The sequence below is a fragment of the Mesorhizobium sp. B2-3-10 genome (assembly GCF_006442275.1).
GTDB classification, from domain to species: domain Bacteria; phylum Pseudomonadota; class Alphaproteobacteria; order Rhizobiales; family Rhizobiaceae; genus Mesorhizobium; species Mesorhizobium australicum.
Window position 1 is genome coordinate 378,143 of the sequence record NZ_VFVT01000007.1, and the last position, 25,156, is coordinate 403,298.

The following is a 25,156-nucleotide window of genomic DNA, read 5'->3' on the forward strand; positions in this document are numbered from 1 at the left end:
CGCGAGAGGCAGCCCAGGCAGTCAAAGACCTAATAATTTGTTAATGTGGATTGTGTCCACTTCAAGGTCCCAGCCGCCGAAAAGCCGGTCCCTGTCAGGCCGGCCCCTGTCAGGATGACAATGGGCATGGTGGAGGGCGCCTGCATCCGGAAACGTCACGGCGGGTGATGACACCGGAACGGCACCGAGTTTCAAACCCGCGTGCCGCCGACCGTCATCTGGTTCATCCTGAGATGCGGCTGGCCAACGCCGACGGGTACGCCCTGGCCGGCCTTGCCGCACATGCCGATGCCGTTGTCGAGCTTCATGTCGTTGCCGACCATCGAGACGCGGTGCATGGCATCAGGCCCGTTGCCGATCAGCATCGCGCCTTTGATCGGCTGCGTCACCTTGCCGTTCTCGATCATGTAGGCCTCGGTGCAGCCGAACACGAATTTGCCCGACGTGATGTCGACCTGGCCACCGCCGAAGGAGACGGCGTAGATGCCGTTCTTGACGGAGGCGATGATTTCGTCCGGCTCCATGTCGCCCGAGGTCATGTAAGTGTTGGTCATGCGCGGCATCGGCTGGTGCGCATAGCCTTCTCGCCGGCCATTGCCGGTGGCTTTCATGCCCATCAGCCGGGCATTCTGCCGGTCCTGCATGTAGCCGACCAGTTTGCCGTCCTCGATCAAGACGTTGCGGGCCGAAGGCGTGCCTTCGTCGTCGACGGTGAGTGAGCCGCGCCGCTCTGGGATGGTGCCGTCGTCGACGACCGTCACCCCCTTGGCGGCCACCTGCTGCCCCATCAGGCCGGCGAACGCCGACGTTTTCTTGCGGTTGAAATCGCCTTCAAGACCATGGCCGACGGCTTCGTGCAGCATCACGCCCGGCCAGCCATTGGATAGCACGATGTCGAAAGTGCCTGCCGGGGCCGGGATTGCCTCCAGGTTGACCACCGCTTGCCGGAGCGCCTCCCTGGCGGCGTGCTTCCAACTATCCTCGATCAGGAATTCGCCGAATGCCTTGCGCCCGCCCATGCCATAGGAGCCGCTTTCCTGGCGGTCGCCGTCGCCGACGACGACCGAGACGTTGACGCGGACCATCGGCCTGATATCGCGCACCATCTGGCCGTCGGCACGAACGATCTCGACATGCTGCCAGGATGCGGCGATCGAGGCCGTTACCTGGCGCACGCGTGGATCCTCGGCGCGCAGCCAGGCGTCGATTTCTTGCAGCAGCTTCGCCTTGGCCTCGAAGGAAGGCGAGGGGATCGGGTTCTCGTCGCCGTAGAGATGGCGGTTGGTACGGGCGGGGGCTGCCGCAAGCGTGCCGGAATAGCCACCCTTGACGGTCGAGACGGCTTCGGCCGCGCGCAGCAGCGACGCCTCGGACAGGTCGCTGGAATGAGCGTAGCCGCTGGCCTCGCCGGCGACGGCCCGCAGGCCAAAGCCCTGGTCGGTGTTGAAATTGGCGGTCTTCAGCTTGCCATTGTCGAACATCAGCGCTTCGCTCTCGCTGTATTCGAGGAAAAGCTCGCCGTCGTCCGCGCCCTTGATGGTGTCAGCGACGATCTGCTTGATGCGGTCGTCTGAAATGTCGAATTGGCCGATCAGGCTGTTCATGGCGTCCGTCCGTGGGATGTTTGCTTTCCCCCGATGTAGGCGTGAAGCCGCGCCCACACAATCGGCAATGACGAATCGGCGCCGACGAATGATTTCGTTCGCTGAACGCAAGGCATGCGTCTGGGGTCGGCAAAAGCCGCGTCCAGGCCTGGTTCAGCGCGAAGCCGCGATCAGGGCAGAGCGGCGAAGCCTTCGGCGAAACCCTTGAGGTCGACGGGAATGCCGATACCCTCTTCCGGGGTCTGGAAAACGATGAATGTTGCCGACGTACCGGTCTTCAGCGTGTCGAGCAGCGGCTTTTCGAGAATGACCTCGGCATAACAGCCGTCCTGGAAGCAGCGCACGAAATAGGCGCGGCCAATGTCCTTGCCGTCGACGTTGAGCCCGAGGCCGTTCGGCAACAGCACGCCGAGCGGCGCCAGCACGCGCAGGATCTCGGCCTTGTTGTCGGCGGTGCGCAGCACGACGACCGAAAGGCCCATCTCCGGACGATCCTCGGCGACGACGTTCTGCATCATCACGCATTGTTCCGAGGTGGCGCCGGCCGGCGTGTCGCAGATGATCGACCATGCGCCATGCGTCGAGCGCACCGTGCCGCTTGGCTGGGCAGCATTGGCCTTGCCGGGGACGGACAGACCGGCCGCGCACAGGACCGCGAGAAACACGGCGTTTGCCAGGGTTCTCGAAAGGCCCAGTCGCGTATGCCTCAGTCTCGAAAGCCAAGAGTTCATGACGGCTCCATTGCGAATCACGGCACTTTAAGCCGCGCCAATGCCAAGTAAAGGACGAGACCGTGGCCGGACTGTCCCTAAAAAGGCAATGCGGCGCTTTTCCCTGCCAAATTTGCCTGAATTACGACGCTTTGCGGGTGTCGCCGGCACAAGGCGTGCGGGCCGCCGAACATACGCGATTCGCCACTACGGCCATTGCCCCGGAAGAGCCCCGTCAGCTTGCGCGCAAAAATGCCGCACGGTTTCGACCGCTCCTTTCTTGCGGAGGGAAAAAGAGTATGGTTTGAACCAGCTTGAGACTGTCCGGGATTCCCGTCCCGGGATTGTTGGTTATTCTAGCGGGCACAGCCGGCGAGAGACTGGGAGACGAAGAGGGCGATGAGAAAATTCCTAGCGAGCACCGGTGCTGCTGCCACGTTCCTCGCCTGCGGATCCGCTTATGCGGACCAGCCCAGGCCGTGGGAGACCGGCTTCCAGGCGCCTGCGACCGACATGATGCGGCAGATCGAGTGGTTCGGAAACTACACGATGTGGTTTATCATCCCGGTCACGGTCCTTGTGCTGTTTCTGCTGATCTACTGCATCGTCAAATTCCGCGCGAGCGCCAATCCGACCCCGTCCAAGACCAGCCACAACACGCTGATCGAGGTGATCTGGACCATCGGCCCTGTCGTCATCCTGCTTTGCCTCGCCATCCCCTCGTTCCAACTCCTGACCGCCCAGTATACGCCGCCGGAAGAGGCCAAGCTGACCGTCAAGGCAACCGGCAACCAGTGGAACTGGGATTACGAATACCAGACCGACAACACGCTCGCCTTCAATTCGGCCATCCTTCAGGATGGCGATCGTGCCAAGGCCGGCAAGGAGGATCGCGCGGTCTATCCGCGCCTGCTCGCCGTCGACAACGAGCTGGTCGTGCCGGTCAACACGATGACCCGCGTGCTTGTCACCGCGACCGACGTGATCCATTCCTTTGCCGTGCCGTCTTTCGGCATCAAGATCGACGCCGTTCCCGGCCGCACCAACGAGACCTGGTTCAAGGCGGAGAAAGAAGGCCTCTATTACGGTCAGTGCTCGCAGCTCTGCGGCAAGGACCATGCCTTCATGCCGATCGCCGTTCGTGTGGTGTCGGACACGCAGTTCAAGACCTGGCTGGCCGCGGCCAAGACCGACCTGCCAGGTGCCAACAAGACGCTCATGGCCGAGGTCGATGGCCAGAACAAGGTAGCGGCCGCCGGCAACTGATGTCGCGGGTTAGCAAGATTTAGGGAACGGAGCGGAACATGGCAGACGCTGCAGCTCACGACGGGCACGACCACAAGCCGTATCATGGCTGGGTGCGCTGGGTTTATTCGACCAATCACAAGGATATCGGTACGCTCTATCTGATCTTCGCGATCATGGCCGGCATAATCGGCGGCGCGCTTTCGGTCGCCATCCGCATGGAGCTGCAGGAGCCTGGCATCCAGATCTTCAGCGGTCTTGCGCAGATGGTCTATGGCATGAACGGCGACGCCGCGATCGACGGCGGCAAGAGCATGTACAATGCGTTTGCCACCGCGCACGCGCTGATCATGATTTTCTTCATGGTCATGCCGGCCCTGATCGGGGGTTTCGCCAACTGGATGGTGCCGATCATGATCGGTGCTCCCGATATGGCATTCCCGCGCATGAACAACATCTCATTCTGGCTGCTGCCGCCGGCGTTCATCCTGTTGCTCACGTCGATGTTCGTGCCGAGTGCGCCTGGCGCCTTTGGCGTGGGCGGCGGCTGGACGCTCTATCCGCCGCTTTCGACTTCGGGCCAGCCCGGTCCGGCGATGGATCTGGCGATCCTGTCGATCCACATCGCCGGCGCGTCCTCGATCCTCGGTGCCATCAACTTCATCACCACCATCTTCAACATGCGCGCGCCAGGCATGACCCTGCACAAGATGCCGCTGTTTGCCTGGTCGGTGCTGGTCACCGCCTTCCTGCTCTTGCTGTCCCTGCCGGTCCTGGCCGGCGGCATCACCATGCTGCTCACCGACCGCAACTTCGGCACGACGTTCTTCGCGCCTGACGGTGGTGGTGACCCGATCCTCTTCCAGCATCTGTTCTGGTTCTTCGGTCACCCGGAAGTCTACATCCTGATCTTGCCGGGCTTCGGCATCATCAGCCATATCGTCTCGACCTTCTCGAGGAAGCCGGTATTCGGTTACCTCGGCATGGCCTACGCCATGGTCGCGATCGGCGCGGTCGGCTTCATCGTCTGGGCGCACCATATGTATACGACGGGCCTGTCGCTCGATACGCAGCGCTACTTCGTCTTCGCCACCATGGTCATCGCGGTGCCGACAGGCGTGAAGATCTTTTCCTGGATCGCAACCATGTGGGGCGGATCGATTTCGTTCAAGCCGCCGATGCTGTGGGCGCTGGGCTTCATCTTCCTGTTCACCATCGGTGGCGTCACCGGTGTCCAGCTGGCCAATGCCGGCCTCGACCGGTCGCTGCATGACACCTATTTCGTCATTGCCCACTTCCACTACGTACTGTCGCTGGGCGCGGTGTTCGCCATCTTCGCCGGCTGGTACTACTGGTTCCCGAAGATGACCGGCTACATGTACTCGCCCGTCATCGCCAACACCCATTTTTGGGTCATGTTCGTCGGCGTGAACCTGATCTTTTTCCCGCAGCACTTCCTCGGCCTCGCCGGTATGCCGCGCCGCACCATCGACTATCCTGACGCGTTTGCGGGCTGGAACATGGTTTCGTCCTACGGTTCGTATATTTCGGCCGTCGGTGTGGTGATCTTCCTCTATGGCGTGTTCGAAGCCTTCCAGAAGAAGCGCATCGCCGGCGCCAACCCGTGGGGTGAGGGTGCTACCACGCTCGAATGGCAGCTGCCTTCGCCGCCGCCGTTCCACCAGTGGGAGCAACTGCCGAAGATCAAGTAAGGCGGCTCCCGCTCGAATACAAAACCGCCGGCCCGCCGGCGGTTTTGGCCAACGGAATGATGGACTTGAGTACGCATGGCCCTAGTCGACAAAACCAGCATTGACGAAGCGGGCTTCCGTATGTCGGAAGCTACGGCGGGCGATTTCTTCGCCCTGCTGAAGCCGCGCGTCATGTCGCTGGTGGTGTTCACCGCCTTTGTCGGACTGGTCGCGGCACCGATGACCATCAATCCGCTGCTGGCGGTGATCGCCATCCTTGCCATTGCGATTGGGGCCGGCGCCTCTGGCGCGCTCAACATGTGGTACGACGCCGACATCGACGCGGTGATGACCAGGACCGCTAGCCGCCCGGTGCCTTCCGGCCGGATCCAGCCGCACGAGGCGCTGAGCTTCGGCCTGGTGTTGTCGGTGCTGTCGGTGATGACGCTCGGCGTGTTGGTCAACTGGTTGTCGGCGACGCTGCTGGCCTTCACCATCTTCTTCTATGCCGTGGTCTACACGATGTGGCTGAAACGCTCGACACCGCAGAACATTGTCATTGGCGGTGCAGCGGGCGCCATCCCGCCGGTTATCGGCTGGGCCGCGGTGACCGGGTCGGTCAGCCTCGAAAGCATCATCCTGTTCCTGATCATTTTCCTGTGGACGCCGCCGCATTTCTGGGCGCTCGCGCTGTTCAAGTCCGAGGACTATGGCCGCGCCGGCATCCCGATGATGCCCAACGTCGCCGGCCATGCATCGACCCGCCGTCAGATTTTCGCCTACGCGCTGGTGCTGGCCCCGGTCGGCGTGCTGCCCTGGCTGCTCGGCTATACGACGCCGTTCTACGGCGTGGCCGCCTTGCTGTTGGGGGCTGGTTTCGTCTGGTATGCCTGGAAAGTGCTTGGCATGGCCGACGATGACCGCGTCATGAAGCCGGCCAAGGCCCTGTTCGCCTATTCGCTGCTCTATCTCTTCGCAATCTTCGCCGCCTATCTGGCTGACAGTGTCGTCGAACGCGCGCTTGCCATGGGTGGGGCATGACCATGGCCGAGAAAGAACTCGAAACGGTCACCTTGACCGATCGCCAGAAGAAGGCCCAGCGCAGCCGTTCCATCGCCATCGGCGTGGCGCTGGCGGTGCTGGTCGTGATCTTCTACATCGCGACAATCGTGAAGTTCGGCCACAATTTGTCGGGCTCGATGTGATGAGCGCCGAGACGTCCAAGAAGACGGTAGGCAAGACCGGCAACCGCGTTGTCGCGGCTGTCTGCCTTGCTTTCTTCACCGGCATGATCGGCATGGCCTATGCAGCCGTGCCGCTCTACAAGATGTTTTGCCAGGCGACCGGCTATGGCGGCACGACGCAACGTGCCGAGAAGCAATATGCCGGCCGCGTGCTCGATCGCGAGATCACCATTCGTTTCGACGCCAACATCGCCGGCGTGCCATGGGAGTTCCAGCCGGTCCAGCGCTCGATGACCATGAAGATCGGGCAGACCGTGCAGGCGCATTATCAGGCGACCAACAAGTTCGATCGCCCCGTCACCGGCCGCGCAACCTTCAACGTGCAGCCGGAACTGGCGGGTCCGTACTTCAACAAGGTCGAATGCTTCTGCTTCACCGATACGACGCTGAAGCCGGGCGAGACGCTGGACATGCCGGTCCTGTTCTATGTGGACCCCGACATCGTGAATGTGCCGGAACTGAAGGACGTGAAGACGATCACCCTGTCCTATACGATGTTCCCGGTCGAGAAGACCAAGCCGGTGGCGTCGTCGGGGCCGGCCCAGGGCAATAGCAAGACAGTTTCAGATACCGAAGGAAATCTCGGGGGTTGATATGGCAGACGCGCACGCAAAACCACACCATGACTACCATCTCGTCGACCCGAGCCCGTGGCCTTTTCTGGGATCGGTAGGGGCGCTTGTCACCGCTTTTGGCGGTGTCTGCCTCATGGAATACCTGAAAGGCGGCTCCTTCCCGATCTTCGGCGTCAACATCGCCAATCCGTGGCTGTTCTTCATCGGCATTGTGATCGTGCTGTACACCATGTTCGCCTGGTGGTCGGACACGATCAAGGAAGCGCATGAAGGCCACCATACGCGCGTCGTGTCGCTGCACCTGCGCTACGGCATGATCATGTTCATCGCCTCGGAGGTGATGTTCTTCGTTGCCTGGTTCTGGGCCTATTTCGATGCCAGCCTTTTTGCCGGTGAGGTGCAGAACTATGCGCGCCACACGTTTACCGGTGGTGTCTGGCCGCCGAAGGGCATGGAGGTTCTCGATCCCTTCCATTTGCCGCTCTACAACACCATCATCCTGCTGCTGTCGGGCACCACGGTCACCTGGGCGCACCACTCGCTCATCCATGGCGACCGCAAGGGCCTGATCAACGGCCTGGTGCTGACCGTCGGGCTTGGCATGCTGTTCACCATGGTGCAGGCTTACGAGTACATGCACGCGCCGTTCGGCTTCAAGGATTCCATCTACGGCGCCACCTTCTTCATGGCGACCGGCTTCCATGGCTTCCATGTCATCATCGGCACCATCTTCCTGCTGGTCTGCCTCATCCGGGCGATGAAGGGCGACTTCACCCCCAAGCAGCATTTCGGCTTCGAGGCGGCCGCCTGGTATTGGCACTTCGTTGACGTGGTCTGGCTGTTCCTGTTCGCCTCGATCTACGTCTGGGGATCGGTCGGCGCGGTGATCGAAGGCCACTGATCCAGCCTTTTGAGTTTCAATTTCGGGAAGGCGGCCGCGGCGACGTGGCCGCCTTTCTTCTTTTCGGCGCAAGGATCGCCAATCGATGAAAGATGCGGCTGACTTCAATTTGCGCATTTTATCGTCTTGGCATTCCGGCTCTTGCCCGAGAAGGTCTTGCGCGTCGAGGAGGCGAAGCGGCTTCAGCTAGTGGGGCTGGCTGCTTCAATTGGTCGACTGGACCGATGACTGCATTGGGGTTACGGAGTCCGATATGGACAAATCTGGGCGATGGTGGCCGATGGGACGCCGATCGAGATCGAGCAATAGCCATGAATTACGGCACTACGCATGAGTGAAGACAAGGCGATCTGGCCTCCGATCGATCCGATTTCGGCCGGCCTGCACGGCCGCTGCCCGCGTTGCGGCGAGGGGCGGCTGTTTTCCGGCTTTCTCACCGTCGGCAAGCGCTGCGTCAATTGCGGCCTCGACTATTCCTACGCCGATGCCGGCGATGGACCGGCCGTGTTCGTCATCCTGATCATCGGCTTCATCATCGTCGGTCTGGCGCTCTGGGTGGAAGTGACGCTGAGCCCGCCGCTCTGGCTGCATCTGCTGATATGGATCCCACTCGCCCTGGTGCTGTGTCTCACGGCGCTTCGGCTAATCAAGGGCGTGCTGCTCACCCTGCAATACAGCAACAAAGCAGCCGAGGGTCGGCTGGATCGCGGCGAATGAGCGAAGCGTCCCTCAAAGACCGCGGCCATTCGCGGCCACGATCGGCACTGTTGTTCGTCCTTGGCCTTGTGCTGTTCTTGATTCTGCTGGCGCTGGGCACCTGGCAGGTCCAGCGCCTGCACTGGAAGGAAGGCCTGCTGCAGACCATCGACCAGCGCACCCATGCGGCGCCACGACCGCTTTCCGAGGTCGAGAAGGAATTCGCCTCGACCGGCGACGTCGACTACACGCCGGTGACTGTCACCGGCACTTTCCTGCATTCCGGCGAGCGGCATTTCTACGCGACCTGGGAAGGGGATGCCGGCTTCAACGTCTATACGCCGCTGGCCCTAGACGACGGCCGTTTCGTCCTGATCAACCGCGGCTTTGTTCCCTACGACCTCAAGGATGCGGCGAAGCGCGCCAAGGGACAGGTAACGGGCAGGGTCACGGTCACCGGGCTTGCCCGCAACCCGCTGCCGGCAAAGCCCTCCATGATGCTTCCCGACAATGATGTGGGGAAGAACATCTTCTACTGGAAGGACCGCGACGTCATGGCCGCGAGCGCCGGCCTGCCGGCTGGGTTCACCTTGGTGCCGATCTTCATCGATGCCGACAAGACGCCAAATCCCGGCGGCCTTCCGGTCGGGGGTGTCACCATCATCGACCTGCCGAACAGCCATCTGCAATATGCCGTCACCTGGTACGGGCTTGCCGCGGCACTCGCCGCGGTGCTTGTCCTCCGGCTTCGCCGGCCCGCGAAAGAGGAATGAACGCAAGCGACGCCTCTCTTTCCACCGATACCCTTGACAGGGCAGGGGTAGGCACCTCATTTCGGCGCTGACCAACCGGCAGGATTTGATGCTTCACACAATCGCCAAGCCTCCTCTGACGATCCGGCTCTGCCAGCCGCGCGGTTTTTGCGCGGGCGTGGACCGTGCCATCCAGATCGTCGTGCTGGCGCTGAAAAAATATGGCGCCCCGGTCTATGTCCGCCACGAGATCGTCCACAACCGCTATGTCGTCGAGGGGCTGCAGAGCCTTGGGGCCGTCTTCATAGAGGAACTTTCCGAAATCCCGGCCGAACATCGGCAGTCGCCGGTCGTCTTCTCCGCGCACGGTGTGCCCAAGTCCGTGCCGGCGGACGCGCAGGCGCGCAACCTGTTCTATCTCGACGCAACCTGTCCGCTGGTCTCCAAAGTCCACAAGCAGGCGATGCGTCACCAGCGGCTTGGCCGCCATGTGCTGTTGATCGGTCATGCCGGGCACCCCGAGGTGATCGGCACAATGGGGCAGTTGCCGGAAGGCGCGGTAACGCTGATCGAGACCGAAGCCGACGCAGCCCGGCTTGTACCGGCCGATCCAAAAGCACTTGGTTTCGTCACCCAGACCACGCTCTCGGTCGAGGATACCGCCGGCATCATCCGCGCGTTGCAGGAGCGCTTTCCGGACCTGCAGGCGCCGGCGGCGGAATCGATCTGCTACGCCACCACCAACCGCCAGGAAGCGGTCAAGGACACCGCCCCGGGTGCTGATCTCTATCTGATCGTCGGCGCCCCCAATTCCTCGAATTCGCGCCGCCTTGTCGAAGTTGCGGAACGGGCAGGTGCCTCGATGTCGCTTCTCGTGCAGCGCGCCGCTGAAATTCCGTGGAATGATATCGGCACCATTTCGACGCTCGGCCTGTCGGCGGGAGCATCGGCGCCGGAGATCATCGTCGACGAGATCATCGACGCGTTCCGCCAGCGTTTCGACGTCACCATCGACCTGGCTGTCACGGCCACCGAAACAGAGGATTTTCCGGTCATGCGGGTACTGCGCGATGTCGAACTGACGCCGGCCGACATGGCCTTCGTCAATGGGACCGCGTGAACGGCCATGGCGGTCTATACCGACGTTGCGGAGGGCGAACTCGGCGCTTTCCTGAAGCACTACCCGGTCGGCGATCTCCTATCCTACAAGGGCATCGCCGAAGGCACCGAGAATTCGAACTTCCTGCTGCACACCTCGAGCGGCTCCTACATCCTGACGCTCTATGAAAAGCGGGTCGAGAAGGCGGATTTGCCGTTTTTCCTCGGGCTGATGGGCCATCTCGCCAGCAAGGGGGTGTCCTGCCCGCTGCCGGTGACCGCGCATGACGGCAGCGTCATCGGCACGCTGGCTGGCCGGCCGGCCGTGATCATCACCTTCCTCGAAGGACTTTCGCTGCGGCGACCGGCCGCAACGCATTGCGCCGAGGTCGGCAAGGCGCTGGCGGCGCTGCACTTGGCCGGCGCCGACTTTCCGATGACGCGTCCGAACGCGCTCGCCCTCGACGGCTGGCGCAAGCTTTGGGATGCGTCTCGCGGCCGCGCCGACGAGGTCGAGCCGGGTCTTGCGGCCGAGGTCGATGCCGACTTTGCCGATTTCGAGCGGAACTGGCCCAAGGGCCTCCCCGAGGGAATCATTCATGCCGATCTGTTCCCGGACAATGTCTTTTTCCTGGGCGAGAAGCTTTCGGGGCTGATCGATTTCTATTTCGCCTGTGACGATCTCTATGCCTATGATGTCGCCACCTGCCTCAACGCCTGGTGTTTCGAGAAGGATTTTTCCTTCAACCTTACCAAGGGCAAGGCACTGCTTGCCGGTTATCAAAGCGTGCGCCCCCTGAGCGATGACGAGAAAGCGGCGCTGCCGATGCTGGCGCGCGGTTCGGCGCTACGCTTCATGCTGACCCGGCTTTACGACTGGCTGACCGTCCCCGATGGCGGACTGGTGATGAAACGCGACCCGTCCGAATATATCCGAAGGATGCGGTTCCATCGGGCGATCAGATTTCCTTCGGAATATGGATTGGCCGAAAACGGGGTGTCATGAGCAAGCAGGTTGAAATCTTTACCGATGGCGCCTGTTCGGGCAATCCCGGCCCCGGCGGCTGGGGCGCCATCCTGCGCTTCAACGGCACCACCAAGGAACTCTTCGGCGGCGAGGCCGAAACCACCAACAACCGCATGGAATTGCTGGCGGCCATTTCGGCGCTGAATGCGTTGAAGGAGCCTTGCACGGTCGAGCTTCATACCGACAGCAAATACGTCATGGACGGAATTTCCAAATGGATCCATGGCTGGAAGAAGAATGGCTGGAAGACCGCCGACAAGAAGCCGGTCAAGAACGGCGAACTCTGGCAGGCGCTGGACGAGGCCAACCGGCGCCACAAGGTCACCTGGAACTGGGTGAAGGGCCATGCCGGCCACATCGAGAACGAGCGCGCCGACGAGCTGGCTAGGGAAGGCATGGCGCCGTTCAAGAAAGGGCCTTTCAGGCCGGTAGTGTCGGCGCCAAAGCCGGATGTCCAGGCAAAGCAGCCGCTGGCCCCGAAGGCGCGTCGTTCGACCCAGAGCTATTGAACTTCTGGCATTCGCTGCGCCCGGCCGACAGGAGAATTTCTGTTATGCCGATCGCCTATTACATCACCCATCCTCAGGTTCAGATCGACGCCAGCGTGCCCGTGCCGGATTGGGGTCTGTCCGACATCGGTCGTGCCAGGGCGCATGCAATGCTGAACCAGCCGTGGATCGCATCGATCGGGCGTGTGGTGTCGTCGGGCGAACGCAAGGCCGTTGAAACCGCCGAGGTGCTCGGGCGGCACCTCGACCTTGCGGTGCAGGTGAGGGAACGGATGCATGAGAACGACCGGTCGGCGACGGGTTTCCTGCCGCCTCCGGAGTTCGAGGCGGTCGCCGACCGGTTCTTCGCCAATCCGCACGAAAGCATTCGTGGCTGGGAGCGGGCCATCGACGCACAGCAGCGCATCGTGAGCGAGGTCGAGGCCGTCCTCGGTGCCGGCGGCGGCAACATCGCCCTTGTCGGACATGGCGGTGTCGGCACGCTCCTGCTGCTGTCGCTCAGCGGCAGACAAATCAGCCGCGAAGCCGATCAGCTGGCGGGCGGCGGCAACTATTTCGCCTTCGATACCCACACGCGCCAAATTATTCATGGATGGCGACCGATCGACAGGCTGTCCTGATCGGCGTACCGCAGCCGTACTCGTAGCGCAAGGACAGGCTCTTCTCGCGACATCGCAGTTGCTCGAGGATGTGGATGGGAGTAATATTTCCCACTATCGAGCAATGCAAGAGAGGACGCAGCGTGGCGAACGTTGAAAAAATGAGCGTGGCTGTGACCCCACAACAGGCAGCCCTGATGCGCGAGGCCGTGGAGGCGGGCGAGTATGCCACTGCAAGCGGGATCGTGCGTGAAGCGATGCGGGATTGGCTGGCCAAGCGCGAACTGCGGCATGACGATGTTCGTCGGCTGAGACGGTTGTGGGATGAAGGCAAGGCAAGCGGGAGACCGGAGCCTGTGGATTTCGACGTGTTGCGAAAGGAAGCTCGGCGAGAGCTGACGGAAGCCTCGCGGAATGGCCGTTAGGCTAGTCTGGTCACCCGCGGCCAAGGCTGACCTCATCGACATCTACGTGACGTAGGCAGCGAAAACATACGGGCGGCCGATCGTTACTACGATCAGTTAGAAGCGCGGGCCATGCAGCTGGCAGACCAGCCGCGCATGGGTGTCAGGCGACCGGATATCAGGCCTTCCGCACGAATGCTGGTGGAGGCGCCTTTTGTACTGCTCTACGAAACGATTCCAAACACGGACGATGGCCCAGTGGAGTGGGTTGAAATCGTCCGTGTGGTCGACGGGCGGCGGGATCTGAACAGTCTGTTCTAGCTGTCTACCGGATCAGCAGCGCCGTACCGTAGAGCCCGAGCGCGAACACCGTGTGCGAGACCAGATTGAGGGCGCGGACCCGCATCGGATTCGGCCGCTTCGAGGCCGCCCAGCCGGCGCCCATGCCTGGCGCCAGCAGGAACCAGCCGGCGCCGACGGTAACGATGCCGAGGATGAAGGCCGGCAGGAAGGTCGGCGCGGCCAGCCAGCCCGCGCCCGCCAGCATCACCAGGATTATGCCGTAGGCGATGCCGACGAAGTAATGGAAGGCCCAGCCCAGCGCCTGTTCATACGCGTAGGGCGCCGCATCGCCGATATCGTCGTGAAACACCTTGTCGCGGAGGTGCCAGACCCAGCGCCCGACCGGCCCCCAGTTCGGGCGTGGCTGGCCGAACGCCTTGTGCAGGACGAAGGCCCAGAGATCCATCAGGACGGTCGCGCCGACGCCGGTCGCGACAGCGCGCCAGAAGATGTCAAACATCGTAGGATCCCCCCGAAAACCGGCAATTCTGGAGCGCGGCTGCTTGTCACGCGAGGCCGGCCATTGCGGCCTCGCGTGATTGGCCGTCGAAGTTCAGAGCTGGCCCAGAATATGAGCCGCGCCGGACTCGTCGACGCCGGGTTTGGTCTCGACATTGAGCGCGGTAACCTTGCCGTCGTCGATAATCATCGAAAACCGCTTCGAGCGCAGGCCCATGCCGCCACCGGAATAGTCGGCGTCGAGGCCGACCGCCTTGGCGAAATCGCCATTGCCGTCGGCGAGGAACAGGATCTTGCCTTCGCCGCCGGTGAAGCGCGCCCAGGCGCCCATGACGTGGACGTCATTGACCGAAACGACGGCGATGGTGTCGACGCCGCGCGCCAGGATCGCGTCATGGTTCTCGAGATAGCCGGGCAGGTGGTTGTTGCTGCAGGTCGGCGTGAAGGCGCCGGGAACGCCGAACAGCACCACTTTCTTGCCCGGAAAAATCTCGGCCGACGTGATCGGCTTGGCGCCGTCCGCGGTCATGGTCTTGAAGGTCGCCTCGGGCAGCTTGTCGCCAACGGAGATGGTCATGAATTCCTCGCTTGGGATAGGACGCGTGCTTGCGTAACGAACTCGGCGGCTTCCTGCAACCATCGCGGCGTCTTCAAGGGAAAGGCAGCAACCCTTCGACCGCGCCCGCCGAACTCGTCAACGTGTAGTGAAGCCCGCCGTCGGTCGGCGTCGTCGAGGGGCGATCGAGGATCGGCACGGTGAAGATCAGCTTGCCGTCCTTTTCCGAGCGGGAAGGTGTGCCGAACATATAGTCGCGCTCGCCGGCAACGAAGAAATCCGCTGCTTGCGGATCGCCAGGAAAACTTGCCTCGACAACCAGCGTCTCGTGATCGCCGGGCAGCACCTTGATGCCGAAGTCAGGCTTTGCCGCCGCCGGCAGTGCGGTGAAACTCGCCTTCACCAACGCCGCGTCGTCGGCATTATCGGGATCGGAAGCGGGGTCGACGCTCAGCCGTGTCTGCACGGGGATGCAGATGGATTCGCAAATGCCGAGAAAGACGTCGGCATCGATGACCGCCGGCTGGTTCGGCGCCGCCAGCGTGAACGTCACGAGCAAGGAAACCGGATAATTGTAACCGGCCCATTTGCCATAGCCATCATCGTGGCGCTGCGGCGCGGGAAAAGACAGTGTCGCATCGGCTATATTGGTGCTGGCCGAAACGTCGAGCTGCGGCGGCACACCTGCATCGCCCGGGTCGCGCCAATAAGTCTTCCAGCCGGGTTTGAGCGCGATATCGAGAACACCGTATATGCGGCCGGCGGCGTCCGGCTTGCCTGATGTCACCAGCCGCACCTTGCCGCCTTCGCTGTTGTACCAGGCGGATGAGGAGGCGCTGGCTGGGAGGGCGGCCGCCAATCCAATGGCGGCGCCGAGCAACAGGATTTTCAAGCTTTGCATGGCGGTGATTTGATCGTCCCTTCGTGGCCGCGCAATGATTTCATGGCCGTGCTGATATCATATTTGCGTGACCTTTGCGGGCAAGCCAAGGCCGGACTCGCAATATGAGCTTTGGTCGAATCCGCTACGGCGCATCTTTTCGGCGCCGGGGAAACGCGTTACCTTCCCTGGCATGGATTTGTTGCGCCACAAAAAGACAGCCGCCGGCCGCGGCTTTCTCGACGATCAGTTCCTGATTGCCATGCCTGGTATGAAGGACGACCGTTTCACGCGCTCGGTCATCTACATCTGCGCCCATAGCGATGAAGGCGCGATGGGCCTGATCATCAACCAGACGCAGCAGATGCTGTTCCCGGACCTTCTGGTACAGCTTGGCATCATGAACGAGCAGGAGGCGATCCGCCTGCCGGCACAGGCGCGCGATTTCGTCGTGCGCAATGGCGGGCCTGTCGACCGCAGCCGGGGCTTCGTCCTGCATTCGGGCGACTACCGTGTGGATTCCTCGCTCACCGTTTCCGACGACATCTGCCTGACCGCGACCGTCGACATACTGCGGGCGATATCGTCAGGACGCGGGCCGCGCCGCGCGCTCATGGCGCTCGGTTATTCCGGCTGGGGCGCCGGCCAGTTGGAAACCGAGATCGCTGAGAACGGCTGGTTGACCTGCCCGGCGACGCCGGAATTGCTGTTCGACGCCGACATCGAACGCAAATACGACCGGATTCTCGCCTCCATCGGCATCGATCTCGCCCATCTCAGCCTGGCCGCCGGGCACGCTTGAGCCTCGTCTTTGCCGGCCAGGGCCCCTTCGCCAGGTAAGGCGCAGCCGGAACGCTGCGCCGTTAGCGCAATCTCATCCCATGGCGGTGCGCGAGAGCTGTTCAGGCTTGGAATTGGGTAAACAGGCGAAACCGCGTGTCCGGCTTGTTATCCGCTATGCCGGCTCATAGCCGTACGCTCCGTCCTCACGCATCACGCGGCCGATGCCCGGCCAGCCAAGGTGCGCTCCGGCGATCCATGTTCCAGCCTCGGCCGCGTCGCGGAAAACCTTCTGGCGCGTTGCGCGTGCGATCGCTTGGTCGTCGTCATAGCCCCAACTCAACGCGGGATTGCCAAACTGCAACGCCGGCACATGAACGATGTCCCCGAAGAACAGGAAGCGGGCCTCGTCCGTGTCGAATGCGTAGCCGATGTGACCGGGAGCATGACCCGGCAGGGCAACTGCTCGCAGTCGCTTGGCCACCTGGTCGCCATTCCGCACGGGCTTCAACATGGATCTGAACCGCGCAAGGTCTGTTTCGGCGAGAAAGCTCTCGACAGCCTCCTCGGCGATTACGATCGCTTTCAAATTCGGAAAGAGCACCCGGTCGTCCGGCGTCAAAAGCCCGTACACATGATCCTGGTGGGCATGGGTGAGCGCCAAGACCGTGATCGAGGCAGGATCGATGCTGGCTTCGGCTAGCGTCTGCTCGAGGCGTCCTGTTGTTGAGGCCCAGCCTCCTCCTCCACTGTCGATCAGAATGCCGTCAACGCCTGGACCTGCGAGGGCAAAGCAATTGACGGACAGGCGGAGCGCCCCTGCCTGCGCGACTTGCGGCACCGGTTTGTCGCGCGGATCGCGCAGAAGGTCCGCCGGCATCTCAATATAGCCGTCCGAGAGCGACCAGACCCGCCAGGCGCCGGCGGTACAGCCGAGGACGTTACCGCTGCGGAATGTTACGATCATAGAGTACCTCAATCTGCCGTTGCCGATCAAAGCTAGGACAGAGTCACCTATGAGGATAGGCCTGTTGCACAGCAAGGCCTCATGAGTGATACTCATGAATGATGAGAAGCGAACTGAACGAACTCGCCGCGTTCGCGATGGTCGCCCGGGAACGAAGCTTTACACGAGCCGCGGCAAAACTAGGCGTGTCTCAATCTGCGCTGAGTCACACTATCCGTGGGCTCGAGCAGCGGCTCGAGCTGCGGCTTTTGGCTCGAACGACGAAGAGCGTCGCGCCAACAGCCGCAGGGGCCGCTCTCTTGAAAGACCTGTCTCCGGCGCTTGAGCAAATCGCTGCTGCCCTTGACGGAGCGCGAAGCCTCAGGCGGCGCCCTGCGGGGCGCCTTCGAATTGTGATGTCACGCTCGGCCGCCGTAATGGTGCTGCTGCCCCGGCTCGCGGCATTCGCCCAGGCCTACCCCGATATCGTTCTCGACGTTGTCACCACGACAGGCCCTGTAGACCTCGTTGCCGGCGAGTTCGATGCCGGTATCCAGCTCGGCGAGTATATTCAGAAAGACATGATCGCGGTCCGCGTCACGCCGGAGTTGCGGCTGGCTGTGGTGGGATCGCCTGGTTATTTCTCATCACGAAGAATCCCGCAAAAGCCGAGGGATCTCAAGGATCATCAATGCATAGCCCTGCGTCTTCCAGGCGGTCCATCTCGGTGGGAGTTCGAGCGGGCGAGAAAGTCGGTCACGATCAACGCCAGCGGCTCGCTTATAATCGACGATACTCACCTGGTGATTCAGGCGGCGCTCGCCGGCGTTGGTCTCGGTCTCGCCTATGAAGAGCAAGTCGCGGAGTATATCGCGGAGCGACGGCTTGTCCGCGTCCTGGAGGAATGGACACCGCCAATCGCAGGCTTTTTCCTGTATTATCCCAGTCGTCAGCTTCAGCCAGCGGCGCTGTCAGCATTGGTCAATGCGCTGCGACTCTCGCAACAATAGTGATGCATGTCGTTGTTCCGGAACCGAGGACACTTCCGGGTGACATGCATTAGGCCTGCGTGAGCGGATACTGCTCCTTCAGCGTCTTCAGCACCTGGTCGCCTGGCATCGGCGCGCCGAACATGAAGCTCTGGACATATTCGCATCCCATCTGGCGCAGCTCCAACGCATCGCGCTCGTCCGATATGCCCTCGGCGACCACCGAAAGGCCGAGCTCATGTGCCATGTTGACCATGGATTTGAGCAACACCGCGCGTTTTGGCGTGCTGTCGTCGACGAAGCTCTTGTCGATCTTGATGGTGTCGAACGGGAACCGCGTCAGATAGGCGAGCGATGAATAGCCGGTGCCGAAATCGTCCAGCGACAGGCCGATGCCGAGCTGCTTGAGCTTGGTCAGCACATGGGCCGTCTGCTCGGGGTTGTCCATGACCAGCGACTCGGTCAGTTCGAGCCGGAAGCAGCGCGGCTTCAGATTGGCGCGCGCGATCACGGAACGCACGTCGCTGACCAGGTCGCGGCGGATGAGCTGGCGGCTTGACAAGTTGACCGACACCGACAGCGGCGCGTCGCCGATCTGCTTTTGCCATCCTGCCAGATCCTCAGCCGCCTGCTGCATGGCAAACAGCCCAAGCTGCACGATCAGCCCGCAGCTTTCCGCGACCGGGATGAAATCGGCCGGCGGGATCATGCCGCGGCGCGGATGGTCCCAGCGCAGCAGGGCCTCGAAGCCGGCGACGCTGCCATCCTCGAGCCGCACGATCGGCTGGTAGGCCAGCGTGAATTCGCGCCGCTCGATGGCGCGCCGCAGATCGGATTCGAACTGCAGGCGATCGGTGCCGACGGTGCGGAACGCCGGGCGGAACGGCTCGATCCTGTCGCCGCCGAAACGCTTGGCCTGATGCATGGCGAGCTCGGCGTCCTTGACCATGTCCTCGGCCGAGGTTTGCGCCGAGGTCCAGGTGATCAGGCCGATCGAGGCGGTCAGCACGATTTCGCGCTTGGCAAAGGTGATCGGATTGTTGATCGCATGCTTGATCGCATCGGCCACGCCGGCGATGCGGGCAGGGTCCTGCTCGGACAAAAGCATCAGGGCGAACTGGTCGCCGGCGAAGCGCGACAGCGAATCCTTCGGCTTGAGCAGCCGGTGCAGGCGGCGCGCTATGGTGAGCAGGATGGTGTCGCCGGCCGAGATGCCGAGCCCGTCATTGACCTGCTTGAAGCGGTCGATATCGATGACGAAGACGGTCGGCCGCACCTTCTCTTCGGTGCGGGCGATCGAAATGATCGCCTCCAGCCGGTTCATGAACAATTCGCGGTTCGGCAGGCCGGTCAGATTGTCGTGCACGGCGTCGTGCAGCAGCCGTTCCTCGGATTTCTTCTGTTCGGTGACGTCGACCATGGTACCGACGCAGCGGATGACCTCGCCGTCCGATCCGATGACGGGCCGCGCGCGCAGGGCAAACCAGTGATAGTGCCCATCGGCGCCACGCAGGCGGAAATTCTGCGACACCCGGCCGCGGCGATGTTCCAGCACCACGTCGAGCGTGGTGCGGAACGTGTCGCGGTCGTCGGCATGCAACACCGGCAGCCAGTTGCGGGCGGCGCCCCCCAGGCTGTTGGGCGCAAGGCCGAGCTGGATGCTGACGTCGGGTTTGGTCACCACGCGGTCGCGCAGCACGTCCCAATCCCACACCGTATCGCCCGATCCCGCCACGGCCAGCGCCTGCCGCTCGAGGTCGGAGAACAGCCCCTGATGCAGCGCACCGCCAGCAAAGGCGTGCTGCATGACGGTGAAGCCGATCAGCAGGATGATCAGGATCAAGCCGCCGCCAAGTGCCGGCTGGGCGATATCGTTGTCGAGCATGCCGGTGATCGCCATCCACGATCCGCATAACCACAACAGCACCATGACCCAGCTGGGCACCAGCATGATCGCTCGGTCATAACCACGAATTCCGAGGAAAATGATCAAGCCGAGCCCGGTCAGTGCGGTCGCGGCAAACGAGATGCGGGCGATGCCGGCGGCGACCGCCGGATCGACGATTGCGACGCCGGCGATCAGCAGCAGCCCCAGAATCCAGACCAGGGCGCCGTAGCTGAAATGGCCGTGCCATCGGTTGAGGTTGAGATAGGCAAACAGGAACACCACGAAGGTCGCTGCCAGCGCCACCTCGGTGCCGGCCCGCCACATCTGCTCGTTGCCGGGCGAGATCTCGATGACCTTGTTGAGGAAGCCGAAATCGACACAGATATAGGCAAGCACCGCCCAGGCGAGGGCCGCCGTCGCCGGGAACATCGACGTCCCCTTGACCACGAACAGGATGGTCAGGAACAGCGCCAGAAGGCCGGCGATACCGATGACGATGCCGCGAAACAGCGTGTAGGAATTGACCGAATCCTTGTAGGATTCCGGATCCCAGAGGTAGACCTGCGGCAGCTTCGGCGAGGCGAGTTCGGCGATGAAGGTGATCACCGTGCCGGGGTTCAGCGTCACCCGGAACACGTCGGCGTCGGGGCTGGTCTGGCGGTCGAGCGCGAAGCCTTCGCTGGGCGTGATGGCGGCGATGCGCGTAGAACCCAGATCCGGCCAGAAGATGCCGGAATTGACCAGCCGGAAGTGCGGCGCCACGATCAGCCGATCGAGTTGCTGGTCGGTGGTGTTGGCGAGCGCGAAGACAGCCCAGTCGCCGGTCGAGCGGGCATCGTTGGCTTCGACCTCGATCCGCCGCACGATGCCGTCCGGCCCGGGCGCGGTCGACACCTGGAAGTTCTCACCCTGGTTGCGGTAGATTTCGACGGCGCGCGAAAGATCGAGCGCGACATCGTCGCGGGCGATCTTGATCGGTTCTACGGCAAAGGCCGACGAAGCCGCGCACAGCGTCAGCATCGTCGCCAGAAGAAAGGCGAACAGCGGCCCGTTTCGCAGGGAATTCGTCAAAAGTCAGTCCTTCGTTCCAGCGCCCGGCGGATCGTCGGCGATCCGGGCGTAGAGGTAGTGATCCTGCCAGATGCCGTTGATCCTGAGATAGGATCGCAGAAGTCCTTCGCGCCGGAATCCGGCTTTTTCAAGCACGCGGATCGACCTGATATTGTCGGGAATACAGGCGGCTTCGATCCGGTGCAACCTCAGCGTCTCGAAGGCGAAGCGGGCCACCACCTTGACCGCGTCTGTCATCAGGCCGCGGCCGCCGAAGCGCTCGCCGATCCAGTAGCCGACATGGCCGCTTTGCGAGACGCCGTGGCGTATGTTGCCGAGCGTGATGCCGCCCGCGAGCTTGCCGCTCGACTTCTCGAAGATGAAGAAGGCGATCGCGGTTCCCTGTGCGTAGTCCTCGCGATAGCGGCTGATGCGCAGGCGCCATGCCGTGCGGTCGAGTTCGTCCGGGGTCCAGCGCGGCTCCCATGGCTCCAGGAACGCCCGGCTTTCGCCGCGCACCGCCGACCACTCGCGGTAGTCGTTGGTGAACGGCACGCGCAGCGTGACGAGGTTGCCCTTCAGTGCCGGCAGGTCACGGCGAAAGAAAGGGAGCGCGAACACGGCGCTTGGGACTTAGACGGCGAGCCTGCGGGCCGTGGTCTGCGTGCCCGGAAGCGAATCGAGGATCGCCTCGTATGGTGCCAGCGTACCCACGGGCCCGACAGCGGTAAGCGTCGGCTTGGTCGAGAACATCCGCGACGACAGGTCGGTCAGGCGCTCGATCGTCAGCGCCGCCAGGCGCTCCATCAACTCTTCTTTCGCGATCGGCCTGCCGAAAAGGAGTAGTTGCCGCGCGATCTGCGAGGCGCGGCTGGCCGGGCTTTCGGCCGACATGATCAGCCCGGCACGATATTGGGCGCGCGCACGGTCGAGCTCTTCCTGCAGGATGCTCTCGCCGGCCTTCTGCAACTCGTCGATGATGACAGGCACCAGCTTGGCGATGTCGCTCTGCCCCGTCGCGGCATGAACGCCGAATATGCCCGTATCGGAAAAGCCCCAGTGGAAGGCGTAGACCGAGTAACAGAGGCCGCGTTTTTCGCGGACCTCCTGGAACAGGCGCGATGACATGCCGCCGCCGAGGATCATCGACAGCACCTGCGAGGCGTAGAAATCCCGCACATGGTAGGCGCGGCCCTCGAAGCCCAGCACGATCTGCGCGTCCATCAGGTCGCGGTCCTCGCGGAAGTCGCCGCCGACATATTGCGCGTATTGCGGGATGGTGCTGTCGGCCTTGCTGCGGAAACCGCCGAGCCGGTTTTCGACCTCGCGCACAAACTTGTCGTGCTTGATGTCGCCTGCGGCCACGATCACCATCCGCTCGGCGCCATACTGGCGTTCTATGAAATCGTGCAACTGCTTGGAGGTGAAGGATTTTACCGTTTCGGGCGTACCCAGGATCGAGCGGCCGATGGTCTGGTGGCGAAAGGCCGTCTCGGTGAAACGGTCGAAGACGATGTCGTCGGGCGTGTCGTGCGCGGCGCCGATCTCCTGCAGGATGACATGCTGTTCGCGCTCAAGTTCCTGCGGGTCGAATTCGGACTCCTGCAGGATGTCGGACAGGATGTCGACGGCCAGCGGCACATCGTCGGAGAGCACCCTGGCGTAGTAGGACGTGGTCTCGACGCTGGTGGCCGCATTGATCTCGCCGCCAACGTCCTCGATTTCCGAGGCGATCTCGAAGGCGCTTCGCCGCTTCGTCCCCTTGAACGCCATGTGCTCGAGCAGATGGGCCATGCCGTGCTCGTCTTCGCGTTCATTGCGGGCACCCGACTTGACCCAGGCACCCAAGGCAACCGATTCGATACTTGGAAGGGTTTCGGTGGCGACTGTCAGGCCGTTCGACAGACGGCTTACCTCAACACCCATATGGCTCGTACTCCCTAACGCGCCGCCCGCGCGCGGCGACTGACGTAATCTTCCACCATTTTGAGGTCGGATGGAAGTACCGTGTATTTTTCCTCGAATGTCATCAATCCCCCTAGCCATGCGGGCAGGGCGGGCGAGACACCGCTGGCGGTTTCGACGGCGGCCGGGAATTTCGCCGGATGGGCGGTGCCGAGCACCACCATCGGCACGGCGCCCGCAGCCCTGGCCGCCGCCACATGCATGGCTGCCGCCGTATGTGGATCGAGCAGGTAGTTGCTGTTTGCCAGCGTCGAGCGGATGGTGGCGGCAACCTCGTCCATATCTGCGCGGCCGGCGTCGAATTCGGTTCGCATACCGGCGATTTCCGCGGCTTCGATGGTGAAGGCGCCCGATTGTTTGAGGCCGGCCATGTAGCGCCGCACCGTTGCGGCGTCGCGGTTTGACGCCTCGAAAAGCAGGCGTTCGAAGTTCGACGAAACCTGGATGTCCATCGACGGCGAGGTGGTCGCAAAGACCCCTTTGGTCCGGTATTCGCCGGTCGCGAAGGTGCGTGCCAATATGTCGTTGTCGTTGGTGGCGATGACCAGCCGGTCGATCGGCAGGCCCATTTTCTTGGCGGCGTAGCCGGCGAAGATATCGCCGAAATTCCCGGTCGGCACGGTGAAGGAGACCGGCCCGTCCGGCGCGCCGAGCGACAATGCCGAGGAGAAATAATAGACGATCTGGGCCATGATGCGTGCCCAGTTGATCGAATTGACCCCCGACAGCGACACCTGGTCGCGGAAGCCGTGATCGTTGAACATGTCCTTCAGCAAGCCCTGACAGTCGTCGAAATTGCCCTCGATCGCCAGCGCATGCACATTTTCAGCCTTCGACGTGGTCATCTGCCGCTGCTGCACCGGCGAGACGCGGCCATGCGGAAAAAGGATGAAGATGTCGGTGCGGCTGCGCCCGGCGAAGGCGTCTATGGCCGCGCCACCGGTATCGCCCGACGTGGCGCCGACGATGGTGGCGTGCTGGTCGCGTTCGGCAAGCACATGGTCCATCAGCCGGGCAAGCAACTGCATCGCCACGTCCTTGAACGCCAGTGTCGGCCCATGAAAGAGTTCGAGGACAAAAGTGTTGGCGCCGGTCTGCACCAGCGGGCAGACGGCCTCATGGCGGAAGGTGGCATAGGCTTCGCGGACCAGGCGCTCGAAGACCGGCGCGGCGATCTCGCCGCCCAGGAACGGCGTCAGCACGCGTATGGCGAGGTCGGGATAGGCGAGGCCGCGCATGGCTCGGATCTCGGATGGCGAGAAATGCGGCCATTCGCGCGGCACGTAGAGGCCGCCATCGCGCGCCAGGCCCGCCAGGATGGCGTCGGAAAATCCAAGCGCGGGCGCTTCGCCGCGGGTGCTCACATAATGCATGTCACAGATCCGTTTGCCGCCTGTTTTTCCGTTCACCACAAGGTGGTTAATTTCTGCACCGGCTCTAGTCGCATTTTTGCCGCGCGGTTGATATACGTCACCAGCTTTGCGAGAGGGAAGTGCAGTTTCATGGCGTTTCGTATATCAAGTGGTCGCTTTTTGGCGGGTCTTGCGCTCACGGGCTTTATGCTTGCCGCCGCGGGCTGCCAATCAGGCGACAATGGCATCCTGAACCTCGGTTTCGGCAAGAAGGATCCGACGGCGCCACCGCCGCCGCAGGATCCCAAGGTGCTGGCCAGCCAGCTGAACGCCTATTGCCCAAGGGTGACGGTGCGCGACGGCACGGCCTTCTTCAACACCTATGTCAACGAGGTGCAGAAGCCCAAGCCGAAGCTCAAGAAGACCGGCGATGCCGCTGCGGATGCCGCGGCCCAGGCCGCCGCTGACGCCGCTGCTGCTACGCCGCCCGACGATTCGGCGAGGATCATTTATCAGGCGTCGATCAGCGACGTGACCCGCGATTGCAGCCGTGCCGACGGACAACTGACGATGAAGATCGCGGTTGCCGGCAAGATCGTGCCAGGGCCGAAATTCACGCCAGGCACCATCACCATGCCGATCCGCACCGCGGTCATGCATGGCACTGACGTGCTTTATTCGCAGATCCACCAGTATCAGGTTCAGGTGACCGATCCCTCGGTCGCGACCCAGTTTGTCTTCACCGATTCCAATGTGGTCGTACCGGCGCCGACGGCGCAGGACTATCAAGCCTATGCCGGTTACGACGAAACCGCGCCCAAGGCGACGACCGACAAGCCGAGGAAGAAGACCCACAGGAAGAAGACGGCCGCGACGAACTAGGCGGCTGTCGGC

General features: G+C 62.6%; 26 protein-coding genes and 1 pseudogene. 17 read left to right on the top strand and 10 right to left on the bottom strand.

The features are described from left to right. Positions 1 to 191 precede the first annotated feature (191 nt). Together tldD and FJ943_RS22095 are read right to left on the bottom strand one after the other, a co-directional pair. Positions 192 to 1,604, bottom strand: coding sequence for a metalloprotease TldD (tldD, locus tag FJ943_RS22090; protein ID WP_140724820.1), 1,413 nt, complete (start codon positions 1,602 to 1,604; stop codon positions 192 to 194). 170 nt (positions 1,605 to 1,774) lie between these two features. Beyond that, positions 1,775 to 2,335 carry an invasion associated locus B family protein gene (locus tag FJ943_RS22095; RefSeq protein WP_140661414.1) on the bottom strand — a complete coding sequence of 187 codons (561 nt, stop codon included), beginning with the start codon at positions 2,333 to 2,335 and terminating at the stop codon, positions 1,775 to 1,777. 378 nt (positions 2,336 to 2,713) lie between these two features. Here FJ943_RS22095 and coxB point away from each other — a divergent pair, with 378 nt between their 5' ends. The 14 genes and pseudogenes from coxB (at position 2,714) to FJ943_RS22165 (ending at position 13,376) form a co-directional block, all read left to right on the top strand. Beyond that, positions 2,714 to 3,580, top strand: a complete 867-nt coding sequence (coxB, locus tag FJ943_RS22100) for a cytochrome c oxidase subunit II (RefSeq protein WP_015318797.1) — start codon at positions 2,714 to 2,716, stop codon at positions 3,578 to 3,580. 38 nt (positions 3,581 to 3,618) lie between these two features. After that, positions 3,619 to 5,271, top strand: a complete 1,653-nt coding sequence (gene ctaD, locus FJ943_RS22105) for a cytochrome c oxidase subunit I (protein ID WP_015318796.1) — start codon at positions 3,619 to 3,621, stop codon at positions 5,269 to 5,271. 75 nt (positions 5,272 to 5,346) lie between these two features. Then, a complete protein-coding gene (locus tag FJ943_RS22110) occupies positions 5,347 to 6,291 on the top strand; it encodes a heme o synthase (protein ID WP_140714998.1) in 945 nt (314 codons plus the stop codon). 2 nt (positions 6,292 to 6,293) lie between these two features. Next, positions 6,294 to 6,455, top strand: coding sequence for a hypothetical protein (locus FJ943_RS22115; RefSeq protein WP_015318794.1), 162 nt, complete (start codon positions 6,294 to 6,296; stop codon positions 6,453 to 6,455). Then, positions 6,455 to 7,087, top strand: a complete 633-nt coding sequence (locus FJ943_RS22120) for a cytochrome c oxidase assembly protein (RefSeq protein ID WP_140724823.1) — start codon at positions 6,455 to 6,457, stop codon at positions 7,085 to 7,087. The genes FJ943_RS22115 and FJ943_RS22120 overlap by 1 nt, the downstream gene beginning before the upstream one ends. A gap of 1 nt (position 7,088) precedes the next feature. After that, entirely contained in the window at positions 7,089 to 7,970 is an 882-nt protein-coding gene (locus FJ943_RS22125) for a cytochrome c oxidase subunit 3 (protein WP_015318792.1), read from the top strand. 330 nt (positions 7,971 to 8,300) lie between these two features. Next, the gene (locus FJ943_RS22130) at positions 8,301 to 8,687 is read left to right on the top strand and encodes a DUF983 domain-containing protein (protein ID WP_015318791.1); all 387 of its coding nucleotides are present in this window, start codon (positions 8,301 to 8,303) and stop codon (positions 8,685 to 8,687) included. Continuing rightward, positions 8,684 to 9,439, top strand: a complete 756-nt coding sequence (locus FJ943_RS22135) for an SURF1 family protein (protein ID WP_181171244.1) — start codon at positions 8,684 to 8,686, stop codon at positions 9,437 to 9,439. The genes FJ943_RS22130 and FJ943_RS22135 overlap by 4 nt, the downstream gene beginning before the upstream one ends. Before the next feature lie 88 nt (positions 9,440 to 9,527). Further along, on the top strand, positions 9,528 to 10,538 hold the full coding sequence (ispH, locus tag FJ943_RS22140; RefSeq protein ID WP_015318789.1) for a 4-hydroxy-3-methylbut-2-enyl diphosphate reductase: 1,011 nt from the start codon (positions 9,528 to 9,530) through the stop codon (positions 10,536 to 10,538). Positions 10,539 to 10,544: 6 nt separating this feature from the next. Next, entirely contained in the window at positions 10,545 to 11,522 is a 978-nt protein-coding gene (locus FJ943_RS22145; protein WP_140714996.1) for a homoserine kinase, read from the top strand. Further along, the gene (gene rnhA, locus FJ943_RS22150; protein WP_015318787.1) at positions 11,519 to 12,052 is read left to right on the top strand and encodes a ribonuclease HI; all 534 of its coding nucleotides are present in this window, start codon (positions 11,519 to 11,521) and stop codon (positions 12,050 to 12,052) included. Before FJ943_RS22145 ends, rnhA begins: the two co-directional genes overlap by 4 nt. Positions 12,053 to 12,096: 44 nt before the next feature. Beyond that, a complete protein-coding gene (locus tag FJ943_RS22155; RefSeq protein ID WP_140724825.1) occupies positions 12,097 to 12,672 on the top strand; it encodes a histidine phosphatase family protein in 576 nt (191 codons plus the stop codon). Between the two features lie 122 nt (positions 12,673 to 12,794). Then, on the top strand, positions 12,795 to 13,076 hold the full coding sequence (locus tag FJ943_RS22160) for a type II toxin-antitoxin system ParD family antitoxin (protein WP_140724827.1): 282 nt from the start codon (positions 12,795 to 12,797) through the stop codon (positions 13,074 to 13,076). Next, positions 13,066 to 13,376, top strand: a pseudogene (locus FJ943_RS22165) (type II toxin-antitoxin system RelE/ParE family toxin). The gene FJ943_RS22160 and the pseudogene FJ943_RS22165 overlap by 11 nt, the downstream one beginning before the upstream one ends. Before the next feature lie 4 nt (positions 13,377 to 13,380). Here the strand turns inward: FJ943_RS22165 and FJ943_RS22170 are convergent. The 3 genes from FJ943_RS22170 to FJ943_RS22180 form a co-directional block, all read right to left on the bottom strand. Then, entirely contained in the window at positions 13,381 to 13,857 is a 477-nt protein-coding gene (locus FJ943_RS22170) for a DUF2938 domain-containing protein (protein ID WP_140724830.1), read from the bottom strand. A 93-nt stretch (positions 13,858 to 13,950) separates the two neighbouring features. After that, complete coding sequence (locus FJ943_RS22175; RefSeq protein ID WP_015318782.1) at positions 13,951 to 14,433, bottom strand: peroxiredoxin; 483 nt, start codon at positions 14,431 to 14,433, stop codon at positions 13,951 to 13,953. A 73-nt stretch (positions 14,434 to 14,506) separates the two neighbouring features. Continuing rightward, the gene (locus tag FJ943_RS22180; RefSeq protein WP_140724833.1) at positions 14,507 to 15,313 is read right to left on the bottom strand and encodes a protein-disulfide reductase DsbD domain-containing protein; all 807 of its coding nucleotides are present in this window, start codon (positions 15,311 to 15,313) and stop codon (positions 14,507 to 14,509) included. Between the two features lie 172 nt (positions 15,314 to 15,485). Here FJ943_RS22180 and FJ943_RS22185 point away from each other — a divergent pair, with 172 nt between their 5' ends. Then, positions 15,486 to 16,094, top strand: coding sequence for a YqgE/AlgH family protein (locus tag FJ943_RS22185; RefSeq protein WP_015318780.1), 609 nt, complete (start codon positions 15,486 to 15,488; stop codon positions 16,092 to 16,094). A gap of 153 nt (positions 16,095 to 16,247) precedes the next feature. On the opposite strand, the gene FJ943_RS22190 is transcribed toward FJ943_RS22185, so the two are convergent. Further along, the gene (locus tag FJ943_RS22190; protein ID WP_181174604.1) at positions 16,248 to 17,039 is read right to left on the bottom strand and encodes an MBL fold metallo-hydrolase; all 792 of its coding nucleotides are present in this window, start codon (positions 17,037 to 17,039) and stop codon (positions 16,248 to 16,250) included. A gap of 98 nt (positions 17,040 to 17,137) precedes the next feature. On the opposite strand from FJ943_RS22190, the gene FJ943_RS22195 reads away from it, so the two are divergent. Next, positions 17,138 to 18,028 (top strand): LysR family transcriptional regulator, encoded by an 891-nt coding sequence (locus FJ943_RS22195; RefSeq protein WP_140724839.1) that lies wholly within the window; start codon positions 17,138 to 17,140, stop codon positions 18,026 to 18,028. A gap of 49 nt (positions 18,029 to 18,077) precedes the next feature. On the opposite strand, the gene FJ943_RS22200 is transcribed toward FJ943_RS22195, so the two are convergent. Genes FJ943_RS22200 through thrC form a run of 4 tightly spaced genes read right to left on the bottom strand, consistent with a single transcriptional unit; the run spans position 18,078 to position 24,283 of the window. Continuing rightward, entirely contained in the window at positions 18,078 to 20,966 is a 2,889-nt protein-coding gene (locus FJ943_RS22200; RefSeq protein ID WP_140617282.1) for an EAL domain-containing protein, read from the bottom strand. Between the two features lie 3 nt (positions 20,967 to 20,969). Further along, a complete protein-coding gene (locus tag FJ943_RS22205; RefSeq protein WP_140617281.1) occupies positions 20,970 to 21,566 on the bottom strand; it encodes a GNAT family protein in 597 nt (198 codons plus the stop codon). A gap of 12 nt (positions 21,567 to 21,578) precedes the next feature. Continuing rightward, positions 21,579 to 22,871 carry a pitrilysin family protein gene (locus FJ943_RS22210; protein ID WP_140617280.1) on the bottom strand — a complete coding sequence of 431 codons (1,293 nt, stop codon included), beginning with the start codon at positions 22,869 to 22,871 and terminating at the stop codon, positions 21,579 to 21,581. 14 nt (positions 22,872 to 22,885) lie between these two features. Then, positions 22,886 to 24,283: a threonine synthase gene (gene thrC, locus FJ943_RS22215; protein WP_140724841.1), complete on the bottom strand. Its 1,398-nt coding sequence runs from the start codon at positions 24,281 to 24,283 to the stop codon at positions 22,886 to 22,888. A gap of 129 nt (positions 24,284 to 24,412) precedes the next feature. Between thrC and FJ943_RS22220 the strand changes: the two genes are divergently transcribed. Continuing rightward, complete coding sequence (locus tag FJ943_RS22220; RefSeq protein WP_140661407.1) at positions 24,413 to 25,144, top strand: hypothetical protein; 732 nt, start codon at positions 24,413 to 24,415, stop codon at positions 25,142 to 25,144. The last annotated feature ends 12 nt before the right edge of the window (positions 25,145 to 25,156 follow it).

Bases quoted from the DNA above. Each gene is read 5' to 3' on its own strand.
- ispH (WP_015318789.1), top strand. From the start codon at position 9,528: ATGCTTCACACAATCGCCAAGCCTCCTCTGACGATCCGGCTCTGCCAG.
- FJ943_RS22180 (WP_140724833.1), bottom strand. From the start codon at position 15,313: ATGCAAAGCTTGAAAATCCTGTTGCTCGGCGCCGCCATTGGATTGGCG.
- rnhA (WP_015318787.1), top strand. From the start codon at position 11,519: ATGAGCAAGCAGGTTGAAATCTTTACCGATGGCGCCTGTTCGGGCAAT.
- FJ943_RS22185 (WP_015318780.1), top strand. From the start codon at position 15,486: ATGGATTTGTTGCGCCACAAAAAGACAGCCGCCGGCCGCGGCTTTCTC.
- FJ943_RS22155 (WP_140724825.1), top strand. From the start codon at position 12,097: ATGCCGATCGCCTATTACATCACCCATCCTCAGGTTCAGATCGACGCC.
- FJ943_RS22130 (WP_015318791.1), top strand. From the start codon at position 8,301: ATGAGTGAAGACAAGGCGATCTGGCCTCCGATCGATCCGATTTCGGCC.
- FJ943_RS22115 (WP_015318794.1), top strand. From the start codon at position 6,294: ATGGCCGAGAAAGAACTCGAAACGGTCACCTTGACCGATCGCCAGAAG.
- FJ943_RS22220 (WP_140661407.1), top strand. From the start codon at position 24,413: ATGGCGTTTCGTATATCAAGTGGTCGCTTTTTGGCGGGTCTTGCGCTC.
- coxB (WP_015318797.1), top strand. From the start codon at position 2,714: ATGAGAAAATTCCTAGCGAGCACCGGTGCTGCTGCCACGTTCCTCGCC.
- FJ943_RS22175 (WP_015318782.1), bottom strand. From the start codon at position 14,433: ATGACCATCTCCGTTGGCGACAAGCTGCCCGAGGCGACCTTCAAGACC.
- FJ943_RS22170 (WP_140724830.1), bottom strand. From the start codon at position 13,857: ATGTTTGACATCTTCTGGCGCGCTGTCGCGACCGGCGTCGGCGCGACC.
- FJ943_RS22120 (WP_140724823.1), top strand. From the start codon at position 6,455: ATGAGCGCCGAGACGTCCAAGAAGACGGTAGGCAAGACCGGCAACCGC.
- thrC (WP_140724841.1), bottom strand. From the start codon at position 24,283: ATGCATTATGTGAGCACCCGCGGCGAAGCGCCCGCGCTTGGATTTTCC.
- FJ943_RS22190 (WP_181174604.1), bottom strand. From the start codon at position 17,039: ATGATCGTAACATTCCGCAGCGGTAACGTCCTCGGCTGTACCGCCGGC.
- tldD (WP_140724820.1), bottom strand. From the start codon at position 1,604: ATGAACAGCCTGATCGGCCAATTCGACATTTCAGACGACCGCATCAAG.
- FJ943_RS22125 (WP_015318792.1), top strand. From the start codon at position 7,089: ATGGCAGACGCGCACGCAAAACCACACCATGACTACCATCTCGTCGAC.
- FJ943_RS22095 (WP_140661414.1), bottom strand. From the start codon at position 2,335: ATGAACTCTTGGCTTTCGAGACTGAGGCATACGCGACTGGGCCTTTCG.
- FJ943_RS22110 (WP_140714998.1), top strand. From the start codon at position 5,347: ATGGCCCTAGTCGACAAAACCAGCATTGACGAAGCGGGCTTCCGTATG.
- FJ943_RS22135 (WP_181171244.1), top strand. From the start codon at position 8,684: ATGAGCGAAGCGTCCCTCAAAGACCGCGGCCATTCGCGGCCACGATCG.
- FJ943_RS22210 (WP_140617280.1), bottom strand. From the start codon at position 22,871: ATGGGTGTTGAGGTAAGCCGTCTGTCGAACGGCCTGACAGTCGCCACC.
- FJ943_RS22195 (WP_140724839.1), top strand. From the start codon at position 17,138: ATGATGAGAAGCGAACTGAACGAACTCGCCGCGTTCGCGATGGTCGCC.
- FJ943_RS22145 (WP_140714996.1), top strand. From the start codon at position 10,545: ATGGCGGTCTATACCGACGTTGCGGAGGGCGAACTCGGCGCTTTCCTG.
- ctaD (WP_015318796.1), top strand. From the start codon at position 3,619: ATGGCAGACGCTGCAGCTCACGACGGGCACGACCACAAGCCGTATCAT.